Source organism: Enorma sp. (assembly GCF_982429025.1).
In genome coordinates, this window is the sequence record NZ_CEWCAA010000014.1 from 1 (window position 1) to 23,837 (window position 23,837).

Genomic DNA, 23,837 nt, shown 5'->3' on the forward strand with positions numbered 1-23,837 from the left:
CGCGTTGCTCAGAAACCGGTGCTCATTCGGACCATTTCATATTGCACATCAACACTCGCGAGGGGGTTCGACGGCCACGCGCCGCGCACCCACGTCGCGGCCGACCCCACCTACGTGCGCGCCGGCGGCTCGCGGCGCTACGCGTGCCTGCTCGCCGACCCCTGCAACCGCGAGATAGCCGGCTGCCCGTGCGGGCGGCGCGAGGACGCGCGGCCGGTCAAGGCCGCCTTCTCGAACGTGGCGTTCCCGCTCACCGCCATCGAGGTCTTCCGCAGCGACAGGGGGTCGGAGTCCTGCAACGGGGAGGTCGACGCGCTGCCCTCGGCCTTCGGCATCGAGAGGTCGGTCTCGCGCCCCGGCAACCCCTGCGACAACGCGGTCGTCGAGTCGACGAACAGGGTGCTCAAGCGCGAGCCGGCGCGCGGGCGGGCGTTCCCGTCGGAGGATCGGCTGAGGACGGAGCTCTTCGACTGGGTGAACTAGTACAACAACTGCAGGCTGCACTCGACGCTCGGCTACATGACGCCGGTAGGGTTCAGGGAGGCGGGCCTGATCCTCTCGTAGTTCTGTCCAAAAAGATGTTGCCATATCAGCCACATCATCTTGAGGCCGATGGAGAAGGCGGGCACGGCGAATGAGTGGGGGTACAGGCAATCTAACACCTTAGTCGGCAACAAAGTATCCCAGCCAAAAGGTGCGCGATGGCTAGGATACTCAAATTGCGAGATGCAGAGATTGGATTACTGAGGGGCCCTCATTAATGGGAGGGCTGCTTAATTCATGGGCGTAGCTTGCTAGATGTAAGTCCTGTCCGGGTTGCGATGCGAGGGGAAAGCGCACTATCTGTCGGTCATTGCGAGGACGGCAGAGGCTCCCTCATTCGCAGCGATCTCGAAATCGCAAACGACGTCTGCCTTATCTCCGATCAGGGCGATAATGCTTGCTCCTTCTGGTAGCGACACGACCTCGTTGAATGTCGCTGTCCCCTCGGCGAGGGTGATGTAGTCGCCGCTCTCTATTTGGTAGAGCACGACTTTTGCATTACCTCGCGTACAGGAGAGGTTGATAGAGACGGCAGCGGTTTGGTTCGGCTGAGGGCTATCGATTGTGGCCAGGTTGTCTCGTCCTCCGAAACCGAGGCATTCGATTGTGCCGGCACAGGCTTTTTCCGGATCGGCGGTAAAGGATAGGAGGCCATGGGAGCTCTTCGCCGCCTGTGCCGTGATTGCGGTGGCGTCATCGTACATGCCGTTGTCGGAATGTCGGAAATAGAAAGTCCCGTTGCTGAACCCGCAGGTTTGGATTAGGAATATCAACGCGATGGCGATGACGCAGGCGAACAATGCGATAACGCCGGCAACGCTGAGTTTCCGCTTTGATTGCCCAGTCATGAGCGTTCCTTTCATGCGGATTTGATTGATGCCGCTACCGGCGAGCTTACCCCCCTTGAGGAATGTTCGACTAGCCGGTTGTCTTTCGGCAGGAGGCAGGGATTTCTCGGCAAGCGGCGCAACGTTGTGCTGGTTCTTGAGCTTGTCGTTGTCAGATGCATGGCGGCGGAGCAGAAATGGTCTGTGCCAACGAACGCTCCATGGGGACGACCTTGTATTCGCCCTGGTCAATCGGTGCGCCAGCCTCGACGAAACCGCACTTCCTCCAGAAGTGGCGTGACTGCTCGTTCCCCTCGACGTAGGCGAGGCGCACGCGAGAAACGCCCTCGCCGTGTAGGCGGTCCAGAAGCCGCGTTATGAGCAGGCTCCCGACACCCGCCCCCTGCCGAGAGGCACCGACCATGAAGAATCCGATGAAGGCGCACCTCTCAGCCGGATGTCCCCGGACGAGGTCGAGCACGGCGATGAGATCCCCACCGGCATCGAAGAATCCGAGATAGGACTTTTGGTCCGGAGAGCAACCAGAGGGCAGCTCGGCCATCTCGGCAGCAAGAGCGTCCATCGTCGGCTCTTCGCCGAGGAATGCGTAGTATTGCGGGTTGCCGAGGCAGAGGGTGAGCAGCGCGGGAAGGTCGGAACGGGAGAGCTTTCTGACCGATGCGACTATACCGCTGAGCTCCTCGCCGTTCATCACATCACCCGCCGGTCGTTCTTCAAGTCACCGCATGGCATCCAGCATCAATTAGGGCCCCATAAACAACTAGAGCCAGTCCCCGAGAGGACCGGCCCTTACAAAACCTCGAAGGTTTTTGCATCTGCGTACATCATGGCATCAGCCTCGTGCCACGTCAAGAACCCTTGCAAGAAACGCAAGATGAGACACGAGAGGGTTCTGCGTCCCATAGCGCGCAACCGCGTCGTCCATCAGGGGACGGAGGCCAGCGACCGCGTCAAGCGCCGCCGGGGAGGCATGCTCGCCCGCAAGCATGTCATGCAGTGCCACGGTGGTCACGAGCTGTTGCGTGCGACGGTTGCGCAATCTGGCTCGACGGCCCTTGCTGTTGCGGATGCCGTGGGCGTTCAGCCACTCGAGCGCGACCCCCGAGGTTGCGTGCCTCGTCTCGCGCTCGGGCACGAAGCCGTTGCACAGGCAGCCCGCATGGCTCGCACAGTTACGAACGGCCTTCACATCCTTAAGAGCGTAGTGAATCTCCCGCCTCCCCACCTCCTCCCAGCGCTCAACGCAAAAGAGGTAAAAGGCGAGCAGCGTCCCGAACGGTACCACTTCCAGCAGAACCCATACAGGCATGGCATCCCGGTAATGGTCGATCAGCGACCCCGCGTACTCGTCCGCCTGGGAACGCGATACGAGATCGCGTCTCAGCCCCTCGCGGAAGCCGCGCGGTAGGGAGGACACGAAGTCGGCGACAATCCCATAGCCATCCTCCCCGCGCCCAGCGGCATCGGACACGAGCCATGCCCTGACCGCGCGCTCGACATCCTTCGCCATGAGGCGAAACGTCTCGCGGAGAACGTCGTCAAGAGAGCTCACGTCCAAAAGGTCCCCGAAGTCGAGGCTCACGAACTTCCCGGCGTCGGGACCGTCCTCATGGCGCTGGAAAAGCACCCGGTAGGCAGAGAGATGCAGGTAGGTCTCGGCGCTCGAAAGAATCTTGAGCGCGCGCTCCTCCGCGCAGCGCTCAAACGTGACGCCCTTGCCCTTGAGCAGATCGATCTGCTGCTCAGGAGTCGTTATGGGCTTGAGGGATAGCGCATCACGAACGCCGCCATCCATGCCCCAAGCCGTGAGCTTCTTAGCATCATCCATCATGCAAGCAATTCTACCCTACGACCGGAAACTGAAGAGTCCGGCTCCCGAATCACATGAGCCGAATAATGGTTAGATGATTATGGAATATTGGTGGCATTATATCGGCACCTCAAGGTACCGATACTCAAGTCCATGCATAACTTGACATTCCATATCGTCCGGTGAATCCGAGCGAATTTGGACAGAAGGTTGGACAGCTATTTGGACAAAACGAAAACAGGTCAGAGACCATAGCCTCTGACCTGCGTCATTCGTGGTGGGCGTTACAAGATTTGAACTTGTGACCTCTTCCGTGTCAGGGAAGCGCTCTCCCCCTGAGCTAAACGCCCGTGTGCTTTTCAGCGGTAGCTATACTACCATGCCCGGAGCCGTATGCCAATGAGAATTTTTCAACTTCTTAAAATATGATGCCGCGATGAAGACCGCATGCCCTATGACGTACGGGGGCGCTCGTCGCTATCCATCCTAAGATTCTCGAACTTGCCTTTTATGAACTCATCCCCAAAATGACGGTCGACATACTCCTCAAAGACGTTCTGAGGAGGCACCCCCTCCTCGCGTTTGCCAGCGCGCCAGAAGCACGCAACCGTCATGGCGATATCGAGCGCGATGAACGCGGTCAGAAAGCCCACCACCACGGCTTGGCGGCGCGACGTGGGTTCGCCGATCCGGTACAGAAGCTCGGGCATGATGACCTTGCACCACGCCACGCCCAACAGCCCCCACACGATGAGGAAGCGCCATGCCACCCACTGGGTGATGTGATCAGGAAAATGCAGGTACGACCACGACCATGCGTGCATGACCGTCTCCATGCTCCACCCGGCGAGCTGCTCGAGAATCCCACCAAGACCCGCGGATATAAGGAAGATCATCCAGGTTGGCTGATCGCGCAGGCGCCACAGCACAACGGTGAGCAGCACCGCGCCGCACCCGTATAGCGGCGAGAACGGACCCCACACGAGCCCCACGCGGCTCTCGAGGACGCCATAGGCCACGAACATCCAAATGGTCTCGAGAATAAGACCGAGCACCGAGGCAACCAAGAAGATGATGAGATATTGGTAGAACCCCGGACGGTTATCGTTCAGGAAGTCGTCGCGCAGCTGCCGGCGCGCGTCGCGAATCACGCGCTGCTGCTCCTTTGAAATCTTCGCGCGGAGCTTCTTGTGGCCGAATCGGTTGACCTCCGACCACACCGCGTCTGCATACACTCCGGCATCGATACGGCCCTGCAGAAGAAGCTTCTTGAACGACCTCCCCGCGCCGCGAAGATCGAGATACCGCTGGATGAGGAATGCGATGCCACGCGCCACAAGGAAGAGCGCAACGATAAAGACAGTAATGGTGAAGAGCAAGGGAGATCCCCCGTTCGCTATACGCCGTTAGATGTGCGCGACACGCCTGAGCTTGGAAAACGGCCCGTAAACACAGCAGCGTGACGCTCCCGGTCGAGCAGTATTGTACCCAAGCCAAAATTTTTTGAAAATCATGCTTGCAAGTCCTTACAAACTCGCGTATATTATCTTCCTGCAAGCGGACATGGCTCAGTTGGTAGAGCACAACCTTGCCAAGGTTGGGGTCGCGGGTTCGAGCCCCGTTGTCCGCTCCATTGCATGAGACGGGCCGGATGGAGCATTTTCATTCGGCCTTTTTCATCGGCGACGTGGCCAAGTGGTAAGGCAGAGGCCTGCAAAGCCTTTACCCCCAGTTCGAATCTGGGCGTCGCCTCCATTGCATTGAACGGGTGCCTTCACGGTGCCCGTTTTTTGTAACCTGTGCATCTGTGGCAACTATACCCGCCGGATAATGAGCTGCGAGACGCCGACCGGACAACTGCCCCCCCTTGGCCCTCGGAAATACTTATCTTCGGTCGGCTTGTCACAAGAGCTTGATCAAGCGCGTCATGGTGCCCTGAGCATCGGTACGGCGCCGTATCTCAACGCTATCCACCAGCAGGCGCATGAGCTTGATGCCGCGCCCGCGTTCCTCGCTCTCCTCGGGCTCTTCATCGGGCGAAATCTCAAACCCACACCCGCAATCGCAAACTTCGATCACCACGCGATCGCGATAGGCCCGCGCGTTGAGCACGCACCCCACCCCGCATGCATGGTCGTAGGCGTTGCCGAGGGCCTCGCTCGCAGCAAGCGCCAGATCGTAGCGCGCATCCTTTGCCATAGGCAGGCTCTCAAGCAGCTCGACAACGCGATGGCGATAGAAACCGAGGTGTTCGATGCCCTCGGTAACAGAGATGCTCTTGCTCCAGCTCGGCAACTCGGTAGGTGAGAGCGCCGGAATGGGCGGCCGGTCGGCAGCAGTGACATGAAGCACGTCGATGAGGCGGGCAATCTGCAAAAAGCGCGCAACTGCCGGCGATGCGTTAACGAGCGAGAGCAAGCCATCGCTTCGCATAAGGCGGCGAGCGCGGGTGAGCAGGAAGGCAAGGCCGGTGGAATCGATAAAGCTCACGTGCTCGCAATTGACGATGATGCGCCGCGCACCGCCATCAATCAGGGCATCGACGTCGGCGCGCAACGAAGGCGTCGTCGAGATGTCGATATCGCCCGGCGGGGCGAGAACCGCTATGTCGTTCCACTCACGCATATGCACATGCTTCCCGCGTCGAAGCACTTCTAATCAGTGCGCCCCGCAGACGAGCCGCTCGCTCCGGCAACTGGATATGCGGCCTCATCGCGCGCCGCCTTCCGTTGCCGCATGCTGAAATCCGGAACGCTCGGGACCCTGGAACTCAAGCGCCACGAGCGCGATGTCGTCTTCGAGCGATGAATCGGTAAAGGAATCGAGCTCGTCAAGCACGCGCTGGCAAAGTCCGTCCGCGCCAAAGCGCGCGTTCGCGAGGATGATGTCGCGCAGGCGCCGCTCGCCGAAGAACTCGCCCGAGGCGCTCCGTGCCTCGATGGCACCATCGGTATACATGAACAGCACATCGCCGCGGGCAAAGGTGAACGACCCGCTCTTGAATGCCATGTCCTCGAATGCGCCGACCACGCCCGATTGCTCGCTCAGAAGCTCTACCTCGCACGGAGCCGCCTCTCCCCCGGAGAGAGCCTCTCCATCTCCCGTTGGCGCGGCCCCCGCATCGCCGCCCACATGGGCGAGCATCGTGGGCGGGTGCCCCGCCGAGCAATACGTTGCCCTCCTGCGCCGTAAATCGAGCTTGGCCACGAACATGGTCGCAAACGTCTCGACCCGCGAGAAATTCATGAGCATCGCATTGAGCGAGCGGACCATGCGAACAGGGCTCAGCCCTTCCCATGCATAGGCGGAGAGCGCCGTCTTGACGAGCGCCGACATGGAGGCGGCCTCGATGCCCTTACCGGATACATCGCCCAGAATCATGACCGCCCGATCGTCGGGAAGGCGAATAAGCGCGTAGAAATCTCCGCCCACGAGCGCCTGCTGCGTGGCAGATGAGTACAGGGAGTCGCTCACGATGCCCGGAACGGCCCCGAGAGAGCTCCTCATGCCTGCCTGCAGCGTCTGAGCGATCCTCCGGTCCTCCTTGCTCTGCGTGGCGTCGCGCAGCCGGAGCTCGAACTCATGCGCCAAGCGCACGAGATAATCGAATTCCATATCGTCGATGGGCTCCTGGGAGTCGTCGCGCAACAGCAAGAAGGTGTTAGGGGCGAGCCCGGGCGCACGCGGCGCAAGGGCAGAACCAGCCCCCTGCGCCGTCTGCAAAGCCTCGTCCAGGCCTTCCGAGGCACCCGTATCGCCCGCTTCCGCCGCGCGGGACGCCTCTGCCGCATCGCGATCGGCATGCTCCCCCAAAGGAGTAGCGCCCGCATCGACGCCGCCTAACGCCAGGTCTCCGCGCATCTCGAAGAACACGCCTTGGTCGGGCAGACCCTGCGAGCTCAGCCATGTCCCCATGCGAGACATGCGCTCGATGCGCGTGATGCGCACGTATTCCAATTCGGTCCCGTCCGACCTAAACTCCCCCGCTGCATGCGCAAAGTAATCCCGCGGTTCCTGGTTCATGCGGGCGGCGGGCGCGGTCGTGGAGAAGAAGAGCTGGTCGATGTCGCCCGGGAGCGCGACGCGGCTCCCGCCCTCGAAGTCAATCTCAAGCTGCCCCGTACGGGGGTTGCTCACCACAGGGCACACGTGGCACGAGAGCACCCGGCGCACCTCGGTGATCGTCTCGGCCCAGATGAGCCCGATGTCGCCCTCGGCACCATATACGACATCGCGTACATGGTTGAGCGAGCGACTGAGCTCGGCGGTGCGCTGGGAGCGCATGCTCGTTGCCAAGCTCATGAGCTCGATTGATAGATAATCGCAAACGACCTCGATAACGTTCACGTCATACGCACGCGATGCCGTGGGGCGCTTCCAGCCCAGCTCAATCACACCGAGAATCTGCGTACCGAAGAAAACCGGCACCGCGATGAGCGTCTTGAAGGGCGGCATATAGTGCGCACGGAGGTTTCTACCACATCGAGCGTCCAGGTCGTAGAGCGAACCGGCGTTGGTGCCCGAGCCCTCGCCAGAGCGGATGATGGTGAGGCGGCAGCTCGAACCCTTGCGTGTCACATAGGTGGGCACGCCCGCACCAAAGGGAATGAACTCCGGTACATAATCGAGCTCGAGGCTTCGCGAAATACCCCGCAGCTTGAACCCTCCGCCCTCTGCGAAGTAGATAGTCGATCCATCGGCATCGAGCGCATCCACGAGCTTGTTGAGCACCGTGTCCAGAAGCGATGGGAGATTCTCTGCACCCACGGTGGACATGATGACCGAAAGCGTCCCCGAAAGGCGCTTGTTCGCCGCCTGAAGCTCCGAGAGCACACGGCGCATCTGGCGATCATGCGCATAGCGCTCTTCGAGACTGCGAAGCGTGAGAAGCACATGCCCTTTACCAGCAGTGCGCTTGAGCAGACGTTTGCGCAGGCGCTCGGGCGGTGTCACCTGCATCGCGCGCACGAGCACTGGAATGAACGAACCGTCCGCAAGCTTGAGCATGAGCGGGCAGTCCTTGCCATCGAGGGAAAACGGCAGCTTGTGATCGGCGGCGCGCTCGAACGATGAGCTGAAGAGGAGGTCTTTGACATCGGTTTCTATAAGCTGGCTGGCCTCTTCCCCCGTTAATGCAACCAGACGGGAGTTGACCTGGTAGATGGTACCGTCGGTACTGCATGCGATGATGGCGTCGCTCGTGAGCTCGGCAAGCCGTGGGAGATCGGAAAGCTCATCTCGTCCCGTTGCATCCATCGCGCGTCCTCTCGTTCGTAGCGTCTTGACCTACTATACCCCGTTATCGGGTCTCCCCCGCCTTAGGGTTCTCGAGCGGAATCCGGGCGCACGCTTCGTTCATGGACGGACTGCGGGCGGGCATCCCGCTTTCGGGCGACATTAGGACGCTGACGGCGTTGCTGGGCTACTTTCCGGCACGGACCTCTTTGCCGGGCGGCTTTTCGACACGAGCATCGTTGCCGGGCGACAATTCTCCGCTAGGAGGCGCAAACATGGCGATATGTCGCCCGAGAATGGTCCCTGTGTCCGAATCGCGCCCGAGTATACACTGCGTGCATATCGCAGCACTCGCGCGGGGCGAACATCCGATGTCATAGACGCTAGAGACATGAAAAAGGGCCTCCGTGGAGGCCCTGAACACTCGATGGTGTCGGAGGCGGGACTTGAACCCGCATGATCGAAAAGTGATCACTAGCACCTCAAGCTAGCGCGTCTGCCAATTCCGCCACTCCGACAAGCAGCGAAGTAGATAATACCCCAGCCCCTCCGTAGAACGCAAGAAGAATTTTGAGAAATTTTTCTCGCGCGGGCCCACTGCGTCCGCCGTCACGCAGGAGCAGCAGTTCGAAGTGCTATTCCGCGAGTTCAGCCGAAGCGAGATCGAGGCGCCCCTGGGTATCGATGGCCAGATGGGCCACGCGCTCCGAAGCCGCATACGACCGGGCATGGTACATGAGCGGCACCACCGGGCATTCGGATCCAATGATGCTGTCCGCCCCCTGCAAGAGCGAAACCCGCGTGCCCTCATCAAGCTCTGTTCGGGCCTGAGCAAGCTGCTGGTCAACATGGGCGTTCTGGTAACGGGCATAATTCGTCGAACCAATGCAGCCCGAGAAGAAGAGCGGGAAGAGCACGCTATCCAAGGTTGGCGCATCGGCCGTCCAGTCAACGCGAACGAGGTCGAAATCCCCATCCTCGATGCGCTGCCGAAGCGTCTCGGCATCGAGCGCCTCGAGACGGCACGTGATACCGAGGTCCGCCAAGTCGTCAGAAATCTTCTGCATGACCTCAGCATGCCCGCCATCGGTGTTATACGAGAGGCGAACCTCAATGCCACGATCGTCGTCATCATTGAGCGGATAGGAGCTTTCAAGCAGCTCCGCGGCGCTCGAGGGGTCGAACGCAGCGTACGCCCACGACTCCTCGCGATAACCGAGGACCGTCGGCGGAACAGCGCCGTGCGCTGGCACCCGCGTCTCGCGGTAAAGCGTGTCGCACAGGTAATCGCGATCGATTGCCAGGGAGACGGCGCGCCGCACCGCAGGGTCATCGAGCGGTGCCGCCGAACAGTTGCAGGCAAGCATGCTTGTCGTAAGCCCGGCCACACAGACAAAGCGCCCATCATCGCCAAGCGCGCGGCCATCCTCTGAGCGCCCAAGACTCGATGCGGCGTCGCTCGCATCGCCTATAGGGCACGGGCTCACATCGATATCGCCCGTTTGGAACGAACGGAACGACGATTCCGCATCCGGCTCGACATCGAAGAGCACGCGGTCGAGCGATGCAACCTCGCCATAATAGTCGTCATAGCGAGATAGCGAGAGCGTGCCCGAGCCGCTCTTCCACGTATCTGCCATCATGAACGGGCCGTTGCCGATGGGTCGCTGGGAGAAGGACGGCAGGTCGTCGTCAGCGGAAGACGGAACGGGGCCAAGCACCGGATGCGCTAGCAGATAGGGTAGATCGGCATAGGGCGTGCTCAAGCGTATGCAAAGCGTTGCGCTATCCGGGCACGTGACGCCGGAAAACTCCGTCGCCGACCCAATGTGGAGAGCATCATAGCCATCAATGAGCGAAAGGAGGTAGGCATAGGGCGTGGTGCCAGCAACCTGACTCGGAGCGCTCGACGGACTCACGATTCGCTCCCATGCGCGCTTGAAATCCTCAGAGGTTACCCGCGAGCCATCGTGAAACGTGGCATCCCGCAGATAGAATGTGAACGTCTGGGCATCATCCGACACCTCATAGCGTTCCGCGGCAAGGCAAGAAAGCTCTCCGGTGGAAAAATCATACGAGGTAAGGCAGTCGAACAGCTGCCACACGACGGTAAGAGAGCTCGTATCGGTCGCAAGAGCGGGGTCGATGCTTGCAGGCCGCGAGAAGCCTATGGTCAGAGGCTGCTCGGCAACCGCCGCACTCCCCTGCTCGGTCTGCCCGCCTGAGGTACACGCGGAAAGAGCAGCGAGCGCACCCGCAGCCAGCGATCCGCCTAGAAAACGCCTGCGGCTTAGCGTTCCATGAGCCATTCGATCCATGCCAAGCGCCCTTCATATCGCAATCATCTACCGCGACCAGCTTATCAAAATGGCCGCAACAACGTGAGCCGCCGCACGGAGCACCACCCACTCGACAAGAATGCCGCGTGCACCATGCAAGCCAAGCCTGTTACCGCCGATCAAAGGAATCTAGACCTAAAGGCTCCGAAATGCGAGGGCCCCGTTCTCTCCTCTGAGCGCTTCCGCAGGAACTCGGCCCTGCCGAGTTCCGGGGACTAGCGAAGAGAAGAGAACGGGGCCCGTCCGCCTGTCAGCCTATCCTACAGGTCGATGTGGGTTTCCTTGATCGGGAACTTCTCCGCGAAGTGGCATGCGCACATATGACCCGGTGCGACCTCACGGAACTTAGGCTCCTCCTTGCCGCAGATCGCCTGCGCGATCGGGCAGCGGGTGTGGAAACGGCAGCCGCTCGGAGGATCGATCGGCGAAGGCGGATCGCCCGCAAGGATGATGCGGGAACGCGTCTTCTGCACGTCGGGATCGGGCACCGGAACAGCAGAGAGCAGCGACTGCGTGTACGGATGATGCGGCTCGGTGTAGAGGGTCTTCCAGTCGGAAACCTCGACCATCTTGCCCAAGTACATCACCGCAACGCGGTCGGAGATGTGCTGAACGACCGAAAGGTCGTGCGCGATGAACAGGTAGGCGGTACCAAAGCGGTCCTGCAGGTCCTTGAGCAAGTTCAAAACCTGTGCCTGAATGGAGACGTCGAGCGCGGAAACGGGCTCGTCGCAGATGATGAGCTTCGGCTTGAGCGCGAACGCTCGGGCGATGCCGATACGCTGGCGCTGACCGCCGGAAAACTCATGAGGGTAACGGTTGATGTGCTCGGGGTTGAGGCCCACGACGTCGAGGAGCTCGCGCACGGTCTGCATGCGCTCCTCCTTCGTGCCCACGTTGTGGATCGTCATGGGCTCCGACACGATCTCGCCGATGGTCATACGCGGGTTCAGGCTCGCATATGGATCCTGGAAGATGAACTGCATGTCGCGGCGCATCTCCTTGAGCTCCTTGTGGCTCATCTTCGAGACGTCTTTGCCTTGGAAATACACCTTGCCCGAGGTGGGGTTGGTCAGCCTCATGATGGAGCGGCCCGTCGTGGACTTACCGCAGCCGGATTCACCCACGAGGCCGAAGGTCTCGCCCGCATGGATCTCGAACGAAACATCGTTTACAGCGGAAACAACGCGCTTGGAGAACCTACCGGCGAGCATGCCCGCCTCCGCAGGGAACTCCTTGCTCAGATGCTCGACCTTAAGCAGCGGCTCCTTGGTGGTATCGGCCATTAAGCCTCGCCTCCCTTCGAGAATGCTTCGATGGTATCGGGCGTTCCCGTCGCGATCTTACCGCGCGAGCGCGAGGTATCGGGAGCGAATTTGAGGAACGCGGGGTCGTCGGCGAAATGGCATGCGGAGTAATGACCGGTCTCGGTCGTGATGTACTCAGGCGCCTGCTCATGGCAAACATCCACCGCATACGGGCAACGCGGAGCAAAGGGGCAGCCCTTGGGTAGGTTCACGAGTGACGGCGGGTTGCCATGGATCGGCGTGAGCGGCTTCTTCTCGTCGACCGCCTGCTCCGGAATGGAACGGATGAGGCCCCAAGTATAGGGGTGGCGGCTCTCGTAGAAGATCTCGTCGGCGGTGCCGAACTCAACCGGGCGGCCGGCATACATGACCATGATCTTATCGGCCATATCGGCCACGACGCCCAGGTCGTGCGTGATCATGATGATGGCGTTGCCGTTCTTCTGCTGCATCTCCTGCATGAGCTCGATGATCTGCGCCTGGATGGTCACGTCGAGCGCCGTGGTGGGCTCGTCCGCGATAAGGATATCCGGGTCGCAGGCGAGCGCCATGGCAATCATCACGCGCTGGCGCATGCCGCCCGAGAACTGGTGCGGATACTCGTTCACGCGCTTCTCAGGGTTCGGAATGCCCACGAGGCGAAGCAGCTCGATGGCGCGCTCCTGTGCCTGCTGCTTAGTGTAGCCACGGTGCAGGCGCAAGCCCTCGCCCAGCTGGCGCCCAATCTTGTAGACCGGGTTCAGCGAGGTCATGGGGTCCTGGAAGATCATCGCGATATCGTTGCCGCGAATGTGCTGCATCTCCTCTTCGGACTTCTCGAGGAGCGACTCGCCTCGATAGAGGATGTCGCCGTCTTCGATCTTGCCCGGAGGCATATCGATGAGCCCCATGATGGTCATGTGCGTCACCGACTTGCCGGAACCGGACTCGCCCACCACGCCGAGCGTCTCGCCGCGATCGAGCGTGTAAGACACGCCGTCGACGGCATGCACGACGCCGTCCTGCGTGTGGAAATACATCTTAAGATTGTCGACCTCGAGCAGATGGCGCCCTTCGGGCACGGGCTTCGTCTTAAGGTCGACGTAGCCGTTGTTGTTCTTCTTCGCCATTATGCATCCTTCATCTTGACGTCAAGTGCGTCGCGCAGGCCGTCGCCGAGCAGGGTGAACGCAAGCACCGTAGAAAGGATTGCGAGACCCGGCATGATCATGAGCCAAGGGGCCGTCATAAGATACGCCTGGCCGTCCTGGATCATGATGCCCCACGACGGGTTGGGCGGCTGCACGCCCATACCAAGGAACGAAATCGAAGCCTCGGTAAGAATCGCCGAACCGATATTCATCGTGGCATAGACCACGATGGAAGCGACCGAATTAGGGAAGATGTGACGCGCGATGATGCGGGCGTCAGAAGCTCCCATGGAACGGGCGGCGTCAACGTAGTCGTTCTCCTTAACGGAGAGGATCGCAGAGCGGAACACGCGCGCGATCGACGGCCAGCCGAGAATACCGATAGCGATGAACACGTTCGTGATGCTCTGGCCGAGCGCTGCAATCAGGCAAAGCACGAAAAGCACGTACGGGAACGCAAGGAAGATGTCGGCGGCACGCATGATGATGGTGTCCCAGATGCCGCCGTAGTATGCGGCGATGGCACCCATGATGAGGCCGATGACCGTAGAGATGGCGGTTGCAAGCAAGCCGATGGTAAGCGAGATGCGCGCACCATAAATCACGCGGACCAGAATGTCGCGCCCGGTGACGTCGGTACCGAAGGGGTGCTCAAGCGACGGAGGCAGCAGCGAGCTCGTCGCCATAGCGGTGGTATCGGCTGCAGTGGGCGAGCCAAGAAGCTGAGGGGCCCAGAGATCGGCCGTGATAGCAACAAGCGCCACGAACACGATCCATGCGGCAGCGATGATCGCGAGCTTGTTCTTACGTAGGCGCTTCCAGGCATCTCCCCACAGGGTACGAGAAGCCTCGCCCGAAACGTTGTGCGGCGCGGAAGCCTCAGCCTTTGCCGCCTCTCCGAGGCGCTGCGTAGGACTCGGGTACAACATAGACGTGTTCCCTCCTAGTCTTCGCTCTTGCTGTTGCCAAGCCTGATGCGAGGATCAAGGAAGGCGTAGCTGATATCGACAAGCAGATTGATGACCATGACCACCACGATGATGATCGTGACGCCGCCCATCACGAGCGGCCAGTCACGAGACGAGATGGCGCGGTAGATCTCCGAACCAACGCCGGGCCAGTTGAACACCGTCTCGGTAAGAATCGCGCCGGCCATCATGGCGCCGAAGTCGATGCCGATATAGGTAACAACCGGAATGAGCGCGTTCTTGAGCGCATGGTGCAGAATGACCGCCCTGCCGGACAGGCCCTTGGCCTTCGCGGTGCGAATGTAATCCTGGTTCATGACGTCAAGAAGCTGCGAACGCATGATGCGTGCCGTGTAGGCGGTCGAGACCGCAGCCAGCGTAAAGGCCGGCAAGATGTAGTGGACCCAATCCATATATTGAGAATTGGGACCGCCCGCGCCCGAGATGGGCAGCGAGATGGCGCCTCCGGTGAGATCTTTGAGCCAGATGCCGAATATCAACTGTAAGATCATGCCGAGCCAGAATGCCGGAACAGCAACAAGGACCGACGTGATGAGCGTTACCAGAATGTCCCAGAAGGAGTAGCGCTTGATGGCGGAGACCAAGCCGGCGCCGATGCCCATAACCGCCTCGAGGCAGATGGCGCACACAGCAAGCTTGATGGTGTACGGGTACTTCTCGGCGAAGATGTCCGTGACGGGACGCTTCTTCTGGTACGAAGTGCCCAAATCGCCGTGGAGCAGGTCGTCCATGTAGCGGATATACTGCTCCCAGATGGGGACGGGAATGGTGTCACCGTTCTCGTCGTAGATCGGGCGACCGTTTTCGTCGCCGTAGATCATGTTGTTCTCCACCTCAAGCTGGAGTCGCGTCTGCTCGGGAACCGAGCGACCGCCGGTGATCATCGAGATCGGGTCACCGGGCACAATGGTCTTCATGGCAAAAAGAATGATGGTCACACCGATGAAGACAGGGATGAATTGAAGCACGCGCTTCAATATGTATTTTCCCATACAATACTCCCCTGGTCCGTTGATACGTGGCTATGGCGTCGGCCAGCCACTAAAACGGGCGCCTATCCTGCGAGGACAGGCGCCCTGTACAGATAGATTCCAAATTATAGCGCAGATTTGGAACCTACATCATAACTACTCGGCGCTCACGAGCTGAGCCTTGGAGAGGTCAGCCTTCTTCTGCGGGTCGAGATACATCGTCGCCACGTTGGAGCCACCGACCATGGTGTGGGTATAGAACATGAGCGGGATGACCGGCATGTCCTCGGCGATCTGCTTGTTGACTTCCTGCAGCGCAGCGATGCGCTCGTCGTCATCAACGGTCTGGCGGGCAGCCATGAGCTCCTCGTCAACCGTGGGGTTGCTGTAGCCGGCGCGGTTGTCGCCGTTGCCGGTGTAGAACAGCGGATACAGGAAGTTGTCCATGATCGGGTAGTCGGCGACCCAGCCCAGACGGCCGAACTGGTAGTCGAGCTTCTGATACAGGTCGAGAACCGTAGCCCAGTCAGGGGTGTTCGCGGTGCAGGTGATACCCACAGCGGCGAGGTCGGAGATGATGGAGTCCATGACCTCCTTGTGGCCGCCGTCCTGGTTCGAGGTGATCTCGAGCTCGAGGCCACGGTTACCATCGGCATCAGCGGGATAGTACTCGTCGAGAATCTCGGTCGCGGCGTCGACGTCGTACTTGGAGTACTCCCACGCGCCCTCCTCGTAACCGGCGATTCCGGGCGGGACGATGTTGTCGGCCGGGGTGCGCGAACCATGGAAGAGGGTATCGCAGATGGCCTGGCGGTTGATGGCCATGGACACGGCGTGACGCAGGTTCACGTCAGCGAAGGGGCCCTCGACCACGTTGCAGGTGAGGTAGTAGGTGGAGGGCTCAGAGCCGTTCAGGAACTGGTGGCCCGGGGTGATGGTGTAGCCATCCTCGGACTCGCCGTACTCCTCGGCCGCGGCCGCAAGCGAAGCGACGGGCACGTCGGAGACATCGAGGTTACCAGCCTGGAACTCCTTGTAGGCGGTCTCGACGTCCTTCTGGATCATGAAGTTGACGCCATCGAGAATCGCGGGCTCGCCGTAGTAGTCGTCGAAGCGCACGATGTTGATGTACTGACCGTCGACCCACTCGCCGTCCATCTTGAAGGGGCCGTTGCCGATGGGCGCAAGGCCGAAGTCGACCTGGCTCATGTCCTTGGCAGCGTCCGGGATGGGCGCGAGCGCGGGGTGAGAGGCGACATAGGGGAAGTCAGCGTAAGCGTAGGAGAGGGTGACCACAAGGGTGTGATCGTCCGGGCAGGTGAGACCAGACATCTCCTCGGCCTCGCCAGCGGCCAGCTCGTCGTAGCCGGCGATCATGGCGAGGTGGTACCCGATGACCGAGGGGCTCTCGGGGTTGGTGGCGGGGTTCACGATGCGCTCCCAGCCATACTTCCAGTTGGAAGCGAGGACGTCGGTGCCGTCGTGGAACTTGGCCTCCTTGAGGTGGAAGGTGAACTCAGTGGCGTCGTCGTTCACCTCCCAGCTCTCGCACGCGAGCGGCTCGAGCTCACCGGTCTCGAAGTTGTACTGGGTAAGGGAGTCGAACAGCTGGAAGCCGACCTGGGTGCCCTGGTCCTCCTGCAGGTTGTACGGCTCGATGCAGACCGGGTTGTTGATGTAGTAGCGCAGGGTGCCGCCCTGGGCGCCACCAGTGGCTGCGGAACCACCGGTCGTGGTGCCACCCTTGGTGCAACCCGCGAGCGCGGCGAGCGCGCTAGCAGCGAGGGCTCCGCCCACGAAGTGACGGCGGTCGAGCACCGGCTGCTTCTTCTCGAAATCTGCCATGCCTTCCTCCTTTTTTAACGGGTAGAGCCGATCTGCTCCACCTTTGATGCATCCGTCGATCTTCGCCCATGGCAACTCAGACGAAGGGACGCTTTGAATACAATACCGGATTCTCATCACAAAGTCTGCAAGAAACCTTACAGAAACGAAGGAAACACTTTACTTCAACAAAGCGACGCAAGCCTTTCCGGTATGCATGGCACAATCCTTTTTATGCAAACATCCCGCTCAAGGCCATGCCAGAGCGGGATGCGTCTGCGTAATAACGATGAAATTATGCTTGATGAGCGCTCTTTATCGTGAAAACGCCTTTCGGGCGCTCCAGCGATGAACGGTCGAATCGAGCCGGTGAACGGTTCTCCTGCAATCGAGCGGCGCCGGACGCTTTAGACGAAATCGACGCCCTGAATTCCGCCCTGCGGGAAGAAGAACATGCACAGGACAACACAGACGGCGAAGACCACGGCGACGATCACCGTAAGCCGGTCGAGATTGCGCTCCATGACGCCCGTAGCTGCACTGGAGTTATAAAGCGAGCTGGCGATCATATCGGAAACACCGGTGCCCTTGCCGGAGTGCATGAGCACGAGGGCAATGAGCGCGAGCGCGGAGAGCGCCCACACGATGAAAATGATGACCTGGAAGGGACCCATAAACGACTCCTTTTCACCACAGCAAAACTCTCGCATGATAGCACACCATTATGTCAATTGTCACCATCATCCAAAACTGGTATTCATATCCTGATACAAGTCAAAATGGGACGGGGTTGTTTTGATTCATTTTGCACCTCGTCCTCCGGTCAAAATGGGACGGAGACGTTTTGGCTCATTTTGCACGTCGCCCTCCTATGCAGGATGAAGCGGGCTTGCAACGATTTATTGGGAGCGGGTCATATCGTTACGTACGGCCGTTGCTCGCGTAATCGAGCTTTTTCCAATGCCCGTCAACCGTTCAATTTGCTTGACAGTCAACCCCGTCTCCCTAAGCCTGCGCAAAGCCTCATCCCGATCTTCTCGGCAAAGAGCCTTGATATCACCTGGCTGCCCGCCTTCTAGCGCGCATCTCGCCGCCGATAGAGCCTCGTCGTCGGCAACCCTACGCGACGCTCTCACATAATAGTATGCGTATCTCTCGTCCTGAAATAGCTCCCTGAAGCCCTTGGGGCCGCCCACCATATCAAGGATGAGCTCACTCGACACAATACCGCCACCAGTTAGATACTCCTGATAGCTGCTCCACCGATATCGATCGACCGCCGCGATGTTAGCCTTCGCCGGGTTTTCGTGAATATACCGGACCGCCTGCAACAGTTGACGATCGTCCGTAATAGGCACGCCAGTGAACCTGCCCTGAAAAACCGCGCCGACATGACCGGTTTTACAATTGAAATACTGGGCGTAGGCCGTTGTGAGGCCATGCATCATGTGACTGACCTCGTTCTTCGGATCATCAAGCAGAAGGTGAACATGGTTGTCCATGAGACACCACGCAAGCACCGCCACCTCATGCGATCTCGCTTTGTTCTCCAGCAACACTAAGTAATGTCGGCGGTCTTCATCGTCCTCAAAGAGCAGCTGACGGCCATTTCCCCGGCACGTCACGTGATAGAAGCCCGAGCCTGCAATCTGTCGTGCCACGCGCGGCATTCCCCATCACCCCTTGGTATTACGACGTTTGAGCATCGCCTGTAGAGAGTGGCGTCGCGATCCCACGCCATCCGTCGCATCTTCGTCGTCAAGCTTCGCGAATGCCATTGCTCCCCGCAGCGAGCGTCCTCAAAGCGTAGGGCGTTCAAAAGGGTGCGTCATGTCGTCCACGGCGAGCGGTATTAGAAAAACGGTAGTCGGTACCTGCAGTTTTCCACACTAAACACTAACTGACAAATACCTGAAAGGGATATTGCTGGAAGCTGAAAACTGCCTCATTTACAGAGCGGGGCGATCGATACTCGCTGCCAAATTCACCCGCTTCTCTCACAGGCATCATCGAAGCGAGTCAAAACAACCCCGTCCCATTTTGACCCCATTTTGACCGAAGTGAGTCAAAACAAACCCGTCCCATTTTGACGCAGACGCATACAAGAAAGGGGCTGCCGCAGAGTGCGACAGCCCCTACATGGGTCAAAACAAACCCGTCCCAGAATGACTGGTTAGTCCTCGGTGGCGAGAATGCGACCGGTCATCTCGGCAGAAGGCTCGATGCCGGCGAGGGAGAGCATGGTCGGAGCGATGTCCGAGAGGCGCCCGTCCTCGATACCGGTGAGCTTAGCGGCCGGGTCGACCACGATAAACGGCACGCGGTTGGTGGTGTGCGCCGTGAACGGGTGCTTCTCGCCCGCGTCGTCCACGTCGTACATATGGTCCGCGTTGCCATGGTCGGCCGTGATGAGCGCAAAGCCGCCCTTGGCGAGAATGGCGGGGATAACCTTGGAAAGGCCATCGTCCACAGCCTCGACCGCCTTCACCGCAGCGTCAAAGACGCCGGTGTGGCCAACCATGTCGCAGTTCGCATAGTTGACGATGTAGAAGTCCGCACGGTCCTCGTTGATGGCCTCGACGAGCTTCTCGGTGACCTCGGGCTCAGACATCTCGGGCTGCAGGTCGTAGGTAGCGACCTTGGGCGAGGGAACGAGCACGCGCTCCTCCCCTTCCTTGGGTTCCTCGACGCCGCCGTTCAGGAAGAACGTCACATGCGCATACTTCTCGGTCTCCGCCGTATGCAGCTGCTTCAAACCGTTCTGCGCGATAACATCGGCAAGCACGTTCTCGGGGAAGGTCTTGGGGAAGGCCACCTCGACGTTCTTGAACGTCTCGTCGTACTCGGTCATCGACACGAAGTGCGAGAGCTTCGGCGCAACCTTGCGATCGAACCCGTTGAAGTTCTTCTCGGTGAAGGCTCGAGTCATCTCGCGGGCGCGATCGGGACGGAAGTTGAAGAACACCATCGCGTCGCCGTCGTGCACGCCCTCGTTGTGGCAGGCGAACGGCTCGACGAACTCGTCGCCGCGCTCGTCCTTCTCGTAGTAAGCCTTAACACCCGCGACCGGGTCCACGTCCTCGCCGTCGTAAGGCAGCGTGATGACGTCGTAGGCGCGCTCGACGCGCTCCCAGCGATTGTCGCGGTCCATAGCCCAGTAACGACCGGACACGGTGGCGATGCGCGCATCGACGCCGGTGTACTTGGAAAGGGCCTCGAGGTTCTCGGCAAGGGTCTCGATGTAGCCGGCACCGGAGTGCGGGTCCACGTCGCGGCCGTCCATGAAGCAGTGGAAGCGAATCTTCTCGACGCCGTGCATGGCAGCAAGCACCGAGAGGGTCTCGCCGTGGCGCTGCATGGAGTGCACGCCGCCCGGGGACACGAGGCCCAGCAGGTGGACGGTGCCACCGCGCGCGGCGACGTCCTCCATGGCAGTCGCGAGCGTCGGGTTCTCCTCGATGGAACCATCGATGATGGAGTTGTTGATGCGGCTGAGCTCCTGGAACACGATGCGGCCGGCGCCGATGTTCAGGTGGCCGACCTCGGAGTTGCCCATCTGGCCCGCAGGCAGGCCCACGTCCTCGCCCGAAGCACCGAGCGTGGTGTGCGGGTACTCCTCCCAGAGCTTATCCAGGTAGGGCTTGTTGGCCTTGAAGACGGCGTTGTTGTCGCCCGCAGGGGCGAGGCCGAAGCCGTCCATGATGACCAGGAGCGCAGGAAGATGACGCTCTGCCATGCGCTACTCCCCCGCCTTCTCGACCATGGCCGCGAAGCTATCGGCCTTGAGCGAGGCGCCGCCCACGAGCGCGCCGTCGACGTCTTCCTTCTCCAGGAAGCCGGCGATGTTCTCGGGCTTGGCGGAGCCACCGTAGAGCACGCGGATGCCGTCGGCGATCTCCTGGCCGAAGATCTCGACCAGGGTGGCGCGGATGGCGCCGCAGACCTCCTGGGCGTCATCGGCCGTGGCGGTCTTGCCGGTGCCGATGGCCCAGATGGGCTCGTAGGCGATGACGAGCTGGTCGCCGGAGGAAATCTCGACGCCCTCGAGGCCAGCCTTGATCTGAGCGGTCACGAACGCAACGTGCTCGCCCGCCTCACGGGTCTCGAGGCTCTCGCCGCAGCAGAAGATCGGGACGATGCCGCCGGCGATGAGCGCCTTGGCCTTCTTGTTCTCGTCCTCGTCGGTCTCCTTGAAGTAGTCGCGACGCTCAGAGTGGCCGATGATGCAGTACTCGACGGGCACGCTCTTGAGCATGGCAACAGAGGTCTCGCCGGTGTAGGCGCCGGAGGCCTCCCAGTACACGTTCTGAGCACCGAGCTTGATCGGGCTCTCCTTGACGCCGCCCTTGCAAGACACGACGCGAAGGTCGACGGTCGGCGGGCAGACGCACACCTCGACGCCCTCGGGAATCTCGGGCAGCGCGGCGACGAGCGCCTGCGCCAGGTCCTTGGCCTCGTTGAGGTCGTTGTTCATCTTCCAGTTGCCTGCGATGAGGCGGGTACGCTTACTCGGCATCGTTCAGAGCCTCCACTCCAGGAAGGGCCTTGCCCTCGACGAGCTCCATGGAGGCGCCGCCACCCGTGGAGATCCAGGACATCTTGTCGGCCAGGTTGAACTTGTTCACGGCTGCGACGGAGTCGCCGCCGCCGATGATCGAGGTGCAGCCCTCGTTCGCGGCCACGGCCTCGGCGACCGCCTGGGTGCCGTGCGCGAAGTTGTCGAACTCAAAGACGCCCATGGGGCCGTTCCAGAACACGGTCTTGGCCTCGGCGATGGCGTCGGCATAGAGCTTCTCGGTCTTGGGGCCGATATCCATACCCATGCGGTCCTCGGGGATGGCGTCGGAAGCCACAACCTCGCCCTCGGCATCCTCGCCGAAGTGGTCGGCCACGACGTTGTCGACCGGGAGCAGGATCTTCACGCCCTTGTCCTCGGCCTTCTTGAGCATCTCGGCCGCGCGCTCAATCCAGTCCTCTTCCTTGAGGGAGGTGCCGACGGTCTTGTAGCCCTTGGCCAGGAAGAAGGTGTAGGCCATGCCGCCGCCGATGATCAGCGTATCGGCGGAGTCGATGAGGTGATCGAGCACGCCGATCTTGGAGGACACCTTGGAGCCGCCCACGATGGCCACGAACGGGCGCTCCGGCTCGGCGAAGATGCTGGTGAGCGTGTCGACTTCCTTCTCAAGCAGGAAGCCAGCGACCGCCGGCAGGTACTCGGCAGGGCCAACCACGGAGCCCTGGGCGCGGTGCGCGGTGCCGAAGGCGTCGAGCACGAAGACGTCGCCATAGGAGGCAAGGGTCTTGGCGATCTCGGGGTCGTTCTTCTTCTCGCGCTTGTCGAAGCGGACGTTCTCGAGCACCAGGATGTCGCCCGGCTCGAGCGCGGCCACGGCCTCGGCGGCCTTCTCGCCATAGGTGTCGTCGACGAACTTCACGTCGAAGCCGGTGAGCTCAGCGAGCTTATCGGCAGCAGGCTTGAGCGAGAGCTCGGGCTCGGGGCCATCGCCCTTGGGGCGGCCGAGATGGCTCATGAGAATGATCTTGGCGTTGTGCTGCTTCAGGTACTCGATGGTGGGAATGGCGGCGCGCACGCGGGTGTCGTCGGTCACGACGCCGTCCTTCAGCGGCACGTTGAAGTCGACGCGCATGAGCACGCGCTTGCCGTCCACATCGATGTCGCGGACGGTCTTCTTGGTGAAAGCCATTTCGCTCCTCTTTCTATCTGGTGAATACAAAAAGGGCGCGGCCGCGGCCCTGTGAGCTGCGACCGCGCCCAAGCATGCGAGAAACGCGCGATTAGGCGACGAACTTCTCGAAGTACTTGATGGTGCGGACCATCTGGGAGGTGTAGGAGTTCTCGTTGTCGTACCAAGAGGTGACCTGAACGAGCGTCTGACCGTTGCCGAGCGGGGCGCACATGGTCTGGGTGGCGTCGAAGATCGAGCCATGGGTCTCGCCGATGATGTCGGTGGAGACGATGTCGTCCTCGTTGTAGCCAAAGGTCTCGGAGATGGTCGCGGCGTAAGCCTTCATAGCGGCGTTGACCTCGTCCTTGGTGACTTCCTTGTCAACCACGGCATAGAGGTTGGTGAGGGAGCCGGTGGGGGTGGGAACGCGCTGGGCGGCACCGATGAGCTTACCGTTGAGCTCGGGGAGCACGAGGCCGATGGCCTTGGCGGCACCGGTGGAGTTCGGGACGATGTTCACGGCGCAGGCGCGGCTACGACGCTTGTTGCCCTTGCGCTGCGGGCCGTCGAGCGGCATCTGGTCGCCGGTCCAGGCATGGATGGTGGTCATGATGCCGGACACGATGGGCGCGAAGTCGTTGAGACCCTTGGCCATCGGGGCGAGGCAGTTGGTGGTGCAGGACGCGGCGGAGATGATGTTGTCCTCGGCCGTGAGCTGCTCATGGTTCACGTTGTAGACGATCGTGGGGAGATCGTTGCCCGCGGGAGCGGAGATGACGACCTTCTTGGCGCCAGCGTTGATGTGGGCCTGAGCCTTCTCCTTGGAGGTGTAGAAGCCGGTGCACTCGAGCACGACGTCGACACCGAGCTCGCCCCACGGGAGGTTGTTGGCGTCGGCCTCCTTGTAGATGGTGATCTCCTTGCCGTCGACGGTAATGGAGTTCTCACCGGCGGTGACCTCGTGATCGCGGCTATAGTTGCCCTGCGTGGAGTCGTACTTCAGCAGGTACGCGAGCATGTCCGGGGAGGTGAGGTCGTTGATCGCGACGATCTCGGAGCCCTCGTGACCGAACATCTGGCGGAACGCGAGACGACCGATGCGGCCAAAGCCATTAATCGCAACCTTTACTGCCATGTGTGTCTCCTTTCGTAGG

19 protein-coding genes and 4 tRNA genes are annotated in these 23,837 nt (G+C 60.8%); 3 read left to right on the forward strand and 20 right to left on the reverse strand.

What is annotated here, in order from left to right; all coding sequences use genetic code 11:
* A partial coding sequence (locus AC1VS5_RS03885) for a DDE-type integrase/transposase/recombinase (RefSeq protein ID WP_481217751.1) occupies positions 1 to 483 on the forward strand: 483 nt, incomplete at its 5' end.
* Between the two features lie 356 nt (positions 484 to 839).
* Here AC1VS5_RS03885 and AC1VS5_RS03890 read toward each other — a convergent pair.
* The 5 genes from AC1VS5_RS03890 to AC1VS5_RS03910 form a co-directional block, all read right to left on the reverse strand.
* Entirely contained in the window at positions 840 to 1,406 is a 567-nt protein-coding gene (locus AC1VS5_RS03890; RefSeq protein WP_481217752.1) for a hypothetical protein, read from the reverse strand.
* Positions 1,407 to 1,542: 136 nt separating this feature from the next.
* A complete protein-coding gene (locus tag AC1VS5_RS03895) occupies positions 1,543 to 2,082 on the reverse strand; it encodes a GNAT family N-acetyltransferase (RefSeq protein ID WP_481217753.1) in 540 nt (179 codons plus the stop codon).
* Positions 2,083 to 2,223: 141 nt separating this feature from the next.
* On the reverse strand, positions 2,224 to 3,222 hold the full coding sequence (locus tag AC1VS5_RS03900; protein ID WP_481217754.1) for an Abi family protein: 999 nt from the start codon (positions 3,220 to 3,222) through the stop codon (positions 2,224 to 2,226).
* A 254-nt stretch (positions 3,223 to 3,476) separates the two neighbouring features.
* Positions 3,477 to 3,551, reverse strand: a tRNA-Val gene (locus tag AC1VS5_RS03905).
* A gap of 102 nt (positions 3,552 to 3,653) precedes the next feature.
* Positions 3,654 to 4,580 (reverse strand): putative ABC transporter permease, encoded by a 927-nt coding sequence (locus tag AC1VS5_RS03910; protein WP_481217755.1) that lies wholly within the window; start codon positions 4,578 to 4,580, stop codon positions 3,654 to 3,656.
* Between the two features lie 178 nt (positions 4,581 to 4,758).
* Between AC1VS5_RS03910 and AC1VS5_RS03915 the strand changes: the two genes are divergently transcribed.
* A tRNA-Gly gene (locus tag AC1VS5_RS03915) sits at positions 4,759 to 4,834 on the forward strand.
* A gap of 48 nt (positions 4,835 to 4,882) precedes the next feature.
* Positions 4,883 to 4,956, forward strand: a tRNA-Cys gene (locus AC1VS5_RS03920).
* Positions 4,957 to 5,103: 147 nt separating this feature from the next.
* Here the strand turns inward: AC1VS5_RS03920 and AC1VS5_RS03925 are convergent.
* The 15 genes from AC1VS5_RS03925 to gap all read right to left on the reverse strand — a co-directional run bounded on the left by AC1VS5_RS03925 (position 5,104) and on the right by gap (position 23,818).
* Entirely contained in the window at positions 5,104 to 5,826 is a 723-nt protein-coding gene (locus tag AC1VS5_RS03925) for an anti-sigma factor antagonist (protein ID WP_276765896.1), read from the reverse strand.
* 84 nt (positions 5,827 to 5,910) lie between these two features.
* On the reverse strand, positions 5,911 to 8,457 hold the full coding sequence (locus AC1VS5_RS03930; RefSeq protein ID WP_481217756.1) for a SpoIIE family protein phosphatase: 2,547 nt from the start codon (positions 8,455 to 8,457) through the stop codon (positions 5,911 to 5,913).
* A 407-nt stretch (positions 8,458 to 8,864) separates the two neighbouring features.
* Positions 8,865 to 8,954: transfer RNA gene (locus AC1VS5_RS03935), tRNA-Leu, on the reverse strand.
* A 117-nt stretch (positions 8,955 to 9,071) separates the two neighbouring features.
* On the reverse strand, positions 9,072 to 10,754 hold the full coding sequence (locus AC1VS5_RS03940) for an ABC transporter substrate-binding protein (RefSeq protein ID WP_481217757.1): 1,683 nt from the start codon (positions 10,752 to 10,754) through the stop codon (positions 9,072 to 9,074).
* A 281-nt stretch (positions 10,755 to 11,035) separates the two neighbouring features.
* Positions 11,036 to 12,061: an ABC transporter ATP-binding protein gene (locus AC1VS5_RS03945; RefSeq protein WP_022349501.1), complete on the reverse strand. Its 1,026-nt coding sequence runs from the start codon at positions 12,059 to 12,061 to the stop codon at positions 11,036 to 11,038.
* Positions 12,061 to 13,191 (reverse strand): ABC transporter ATP-binding protein, encoded by a 1,131-nt coding sequence (locus tag AC1VS5_RS03950; protein ID WP_022349500.1) that lies wholly within the window; start codon positions 13,189 to 13,191, stop codon positions 12,061 to 12,063. Before AC1VS5_RS03950 ends, AC1VS5_RS03945 begins: the two co-directional genes overlap by 1 nt.
* On the reverse strand, positions 13,191 to 14,141 hold the full coding sequence (locus tag AC1VS5_RS03955) for an ABC transporter permease (RefSeq protein ID WP_144687691.1): 951 nt from the start codon (positions 14,139 to 14,141) through the stop codon (positions 13,191 to 13,193). Before AC1VS5_RS03955 ends, AC1VS5_RS03950 begins: the two co-directional genes overlap by 1 nt.
* 14 nt (positions 14,142 to 14,155) lie before the next feature.
* Entirely contained in the window at positions 14,156 to 15,193 is a 1,038-nt protein-coding gene (locus AC1VS5_RS03960) for an ABC transporter permease (RefSeq protein ID WP_287749048.1), read from the reverse strand.
* Between the two features lie 135 nt (positions 15,194 to 15,328).
* A complete protein-coding gene (locus tag AC1VS5_RS03965; RefSeq protein ID WP_419044274.1) occupies positions 15,329 to 17,017 on the reverse strand; it encodes a peptide ABC transporter substrate-binding protein in 1,689 nt (562 codons plus the stop codon).
* 386 nt (positions 17,018 to 17,403) lie between these two features.
* Entirely contained in the window at positions 17,404 to 17,670 is a 267-nt protein-coding gene (secG, locus tag AC1VS5_RS03970) for a preprotein translocase subunit SecG (protein WP_019128629.1), read from the reverse strand.
* 225 nt (positions 17,671 to 17,895) lie between these two features.
* Positions 17,896 to 18,666 carry a transposase gene (locus tag AC1VS5_RS03975; RefSeq protein ID WP_481217758.1) on the reverse strand — a complete coding sequence of 257 codons (771 nt, stop codon included), beginning with the start codon at positions 18,664 to 18,666 and terminating at the stop codon, positions 17,896 to 17,898.
* A gap of 503 nt (positions 18,667 to 19,169) precedes the next feature.
* Positions 19,170 to 20,732, reverse strand: a complete 1,563-nt coding sequence (gene gpmI, locus AC1VS5_RS03980; protein WP_481217759.1) for a 2,3-bisphosphoglycerate-independent phosphoglycerate mutase — start codon at positions 20,730 to 20,732, stop codon at positions 19,170 to 19,172.
* 3 nt (positions 20,733 to 20,735) lie between these two features.
* Positions 20,736 to 21,512 (reverse strand): triose-phosphate isomerase, encoded by a 777-nt coding sequence (gene tpiA, locus AC1VS5_RS03985; protein ID WP_022349494.1) that lies wholly within the window; start codon positions 21,510 to 21,512, stop codon positions 20,736 to 20,738.
* A complete protein-coding gene (locus AC1VS5_RS03990) occupies positions 21,502 to 22,701 on the reverse strand; it encodes a phosphoglycerate kinase (RefSeq protein WP_019128633.1) in 1,200 nt (399 codons plus the stop codon). Before AC1VS5_RS03990 ends, tpiA begins: the two co-directional genes overlap by 11 nt.
* A gap of 91 nt (positions 22,702 to 22,792) precedes the next feature.
* Positions 22,793 to 23,818: a type I glyceraldehyde-3-phosphate dehydrogenase gene (gene gap, locus AC1VS5_RS03995; protein WP_204666682.1), complete on the reverse strand. Its 1,026-nt coding sequence runs from the start codon at positions 23,816 to 23,818 to the stop codon at positions 22,793 to 22,795.
* Positions 23,819 to 23,837 lie beyond the last annotated feature (19 nt).

Coding starts and splice junctions, on each gene's coding strand:
- AC1VS5_RS03890 (WP_481217752.1), bottom strand. CDS start 1,406: ATGAAAGGAACGCTCATGACTGGGCAATCAAAGCGGAAACTCAGCGTT.
- AC1VS5_RS03895 (WP_481217753.1), bottom strand. CDS start 2,082: ATGAACGGCGAGGAGCTCAGCGGTATAGTCGCATCGGTCAGAAAGCTC.
- AC1VS5_RS03900 (WP_481217754.1), bottom strand. CDS start 3,222: ATGATGGATGATGCTAAGAAGCTCACGGCTTGGGGCATGGATGGCGGC.
- AC1VS5_RS03925 (WP_276765896.1), bottom strand. CDS start 5,826: ATGCGTGAGTGGAACGACATAGCGGTTCTCGCCCCGCCGGGCGATATC.
- AC1VS5_RS03930 (WP_481217756.1), bottom strand. CDS start 8,457: ATGGATGCAACGGGACGAGATGAGCTTTCCGATCTCCCACGGCTTGCC.
- AC1VS5_RS03940 (WP_481217757.1), bottom strand. CDS start 10,754: ATGGATCGAATGGCTCATGGAACGCTAAGCCGCAGGCGTTTTCTAGGC.
- AC1VS5_RS03945 (WP_022349501.1), bottom strand. CDS start 12,061: ATGGCCGATACCACCAAGGAGCCGCTGCTTAAGGTCGAGCATCTGAGC.
- AC1VS5_RS03950 (WP_022349500.1), bottom strand. CDS start 13,191: ATGGCGAAGAAGAACAACAACGGCTACGTCGACCTTAAGACGAAGCCC.
- AC1VS5_RS03955 (WP_144687691.1), bottom strand. CDS start 14,141: ATGTTGTACCCGAGTCCTACGCAGCGCCTCGGAGAGGCGGCAAAGGCT.
- AC1VS5_RS03960 (WP_287749048.1), bottom strand. CDS start 15,193: ATGGGAAAATACATATTGAAGCGCGTGCTTCAATTCATCCCTGTCTTC.
- AC1VS5_RS03965 (WP_419044274.1), bottom strand. CDS start 17,017: ATGGCAGATTTCGAGAAGAAGCAGCCGGTGCTCGACCGCCGTCACTTC.
- secG (WP_019128629.1), bottom strand. CDS start 17,670: ATGGGTCCCTTCCAGGTCATCATTTTCATCGTGTGGGCGCTCTCCGCG.
- AC1VS5_RS03975 (WP_481217758.1), bottom strand. CDS start 18,666: ATGCCGCGCGTGGCACGACAGATTGCAGGCTCGGGCTTCTATCACGTG.
- gpmI (WP_481217759.1), bottom strand. CDS start 20,732: ATGGCAGAGCGTCATCTTCCTGCGCTCCTGGTCATCATGGACGGCTTC.
- tpiA (WP_022349494.1), bottom strand. CDS start 21,512: ATGCCGAGTAAGCGTACCCGCCTCATCGCAGGCAACTGGAAGATGAAC.
- AC1VS5_RS03990 (WP_019128633.1), bottom strand. CDS start 22,701: ATGGCTTTCACCAAGAAGACCGTCCGCGACATCGATGTGGACGGCAAG.
- gap (WP_204666682.1), bottom strand. CDS start 23,818: ATGGCAGTAAAGGTTGCGATTAATGGCTTTGGCCGCATCGGTCGTCTC.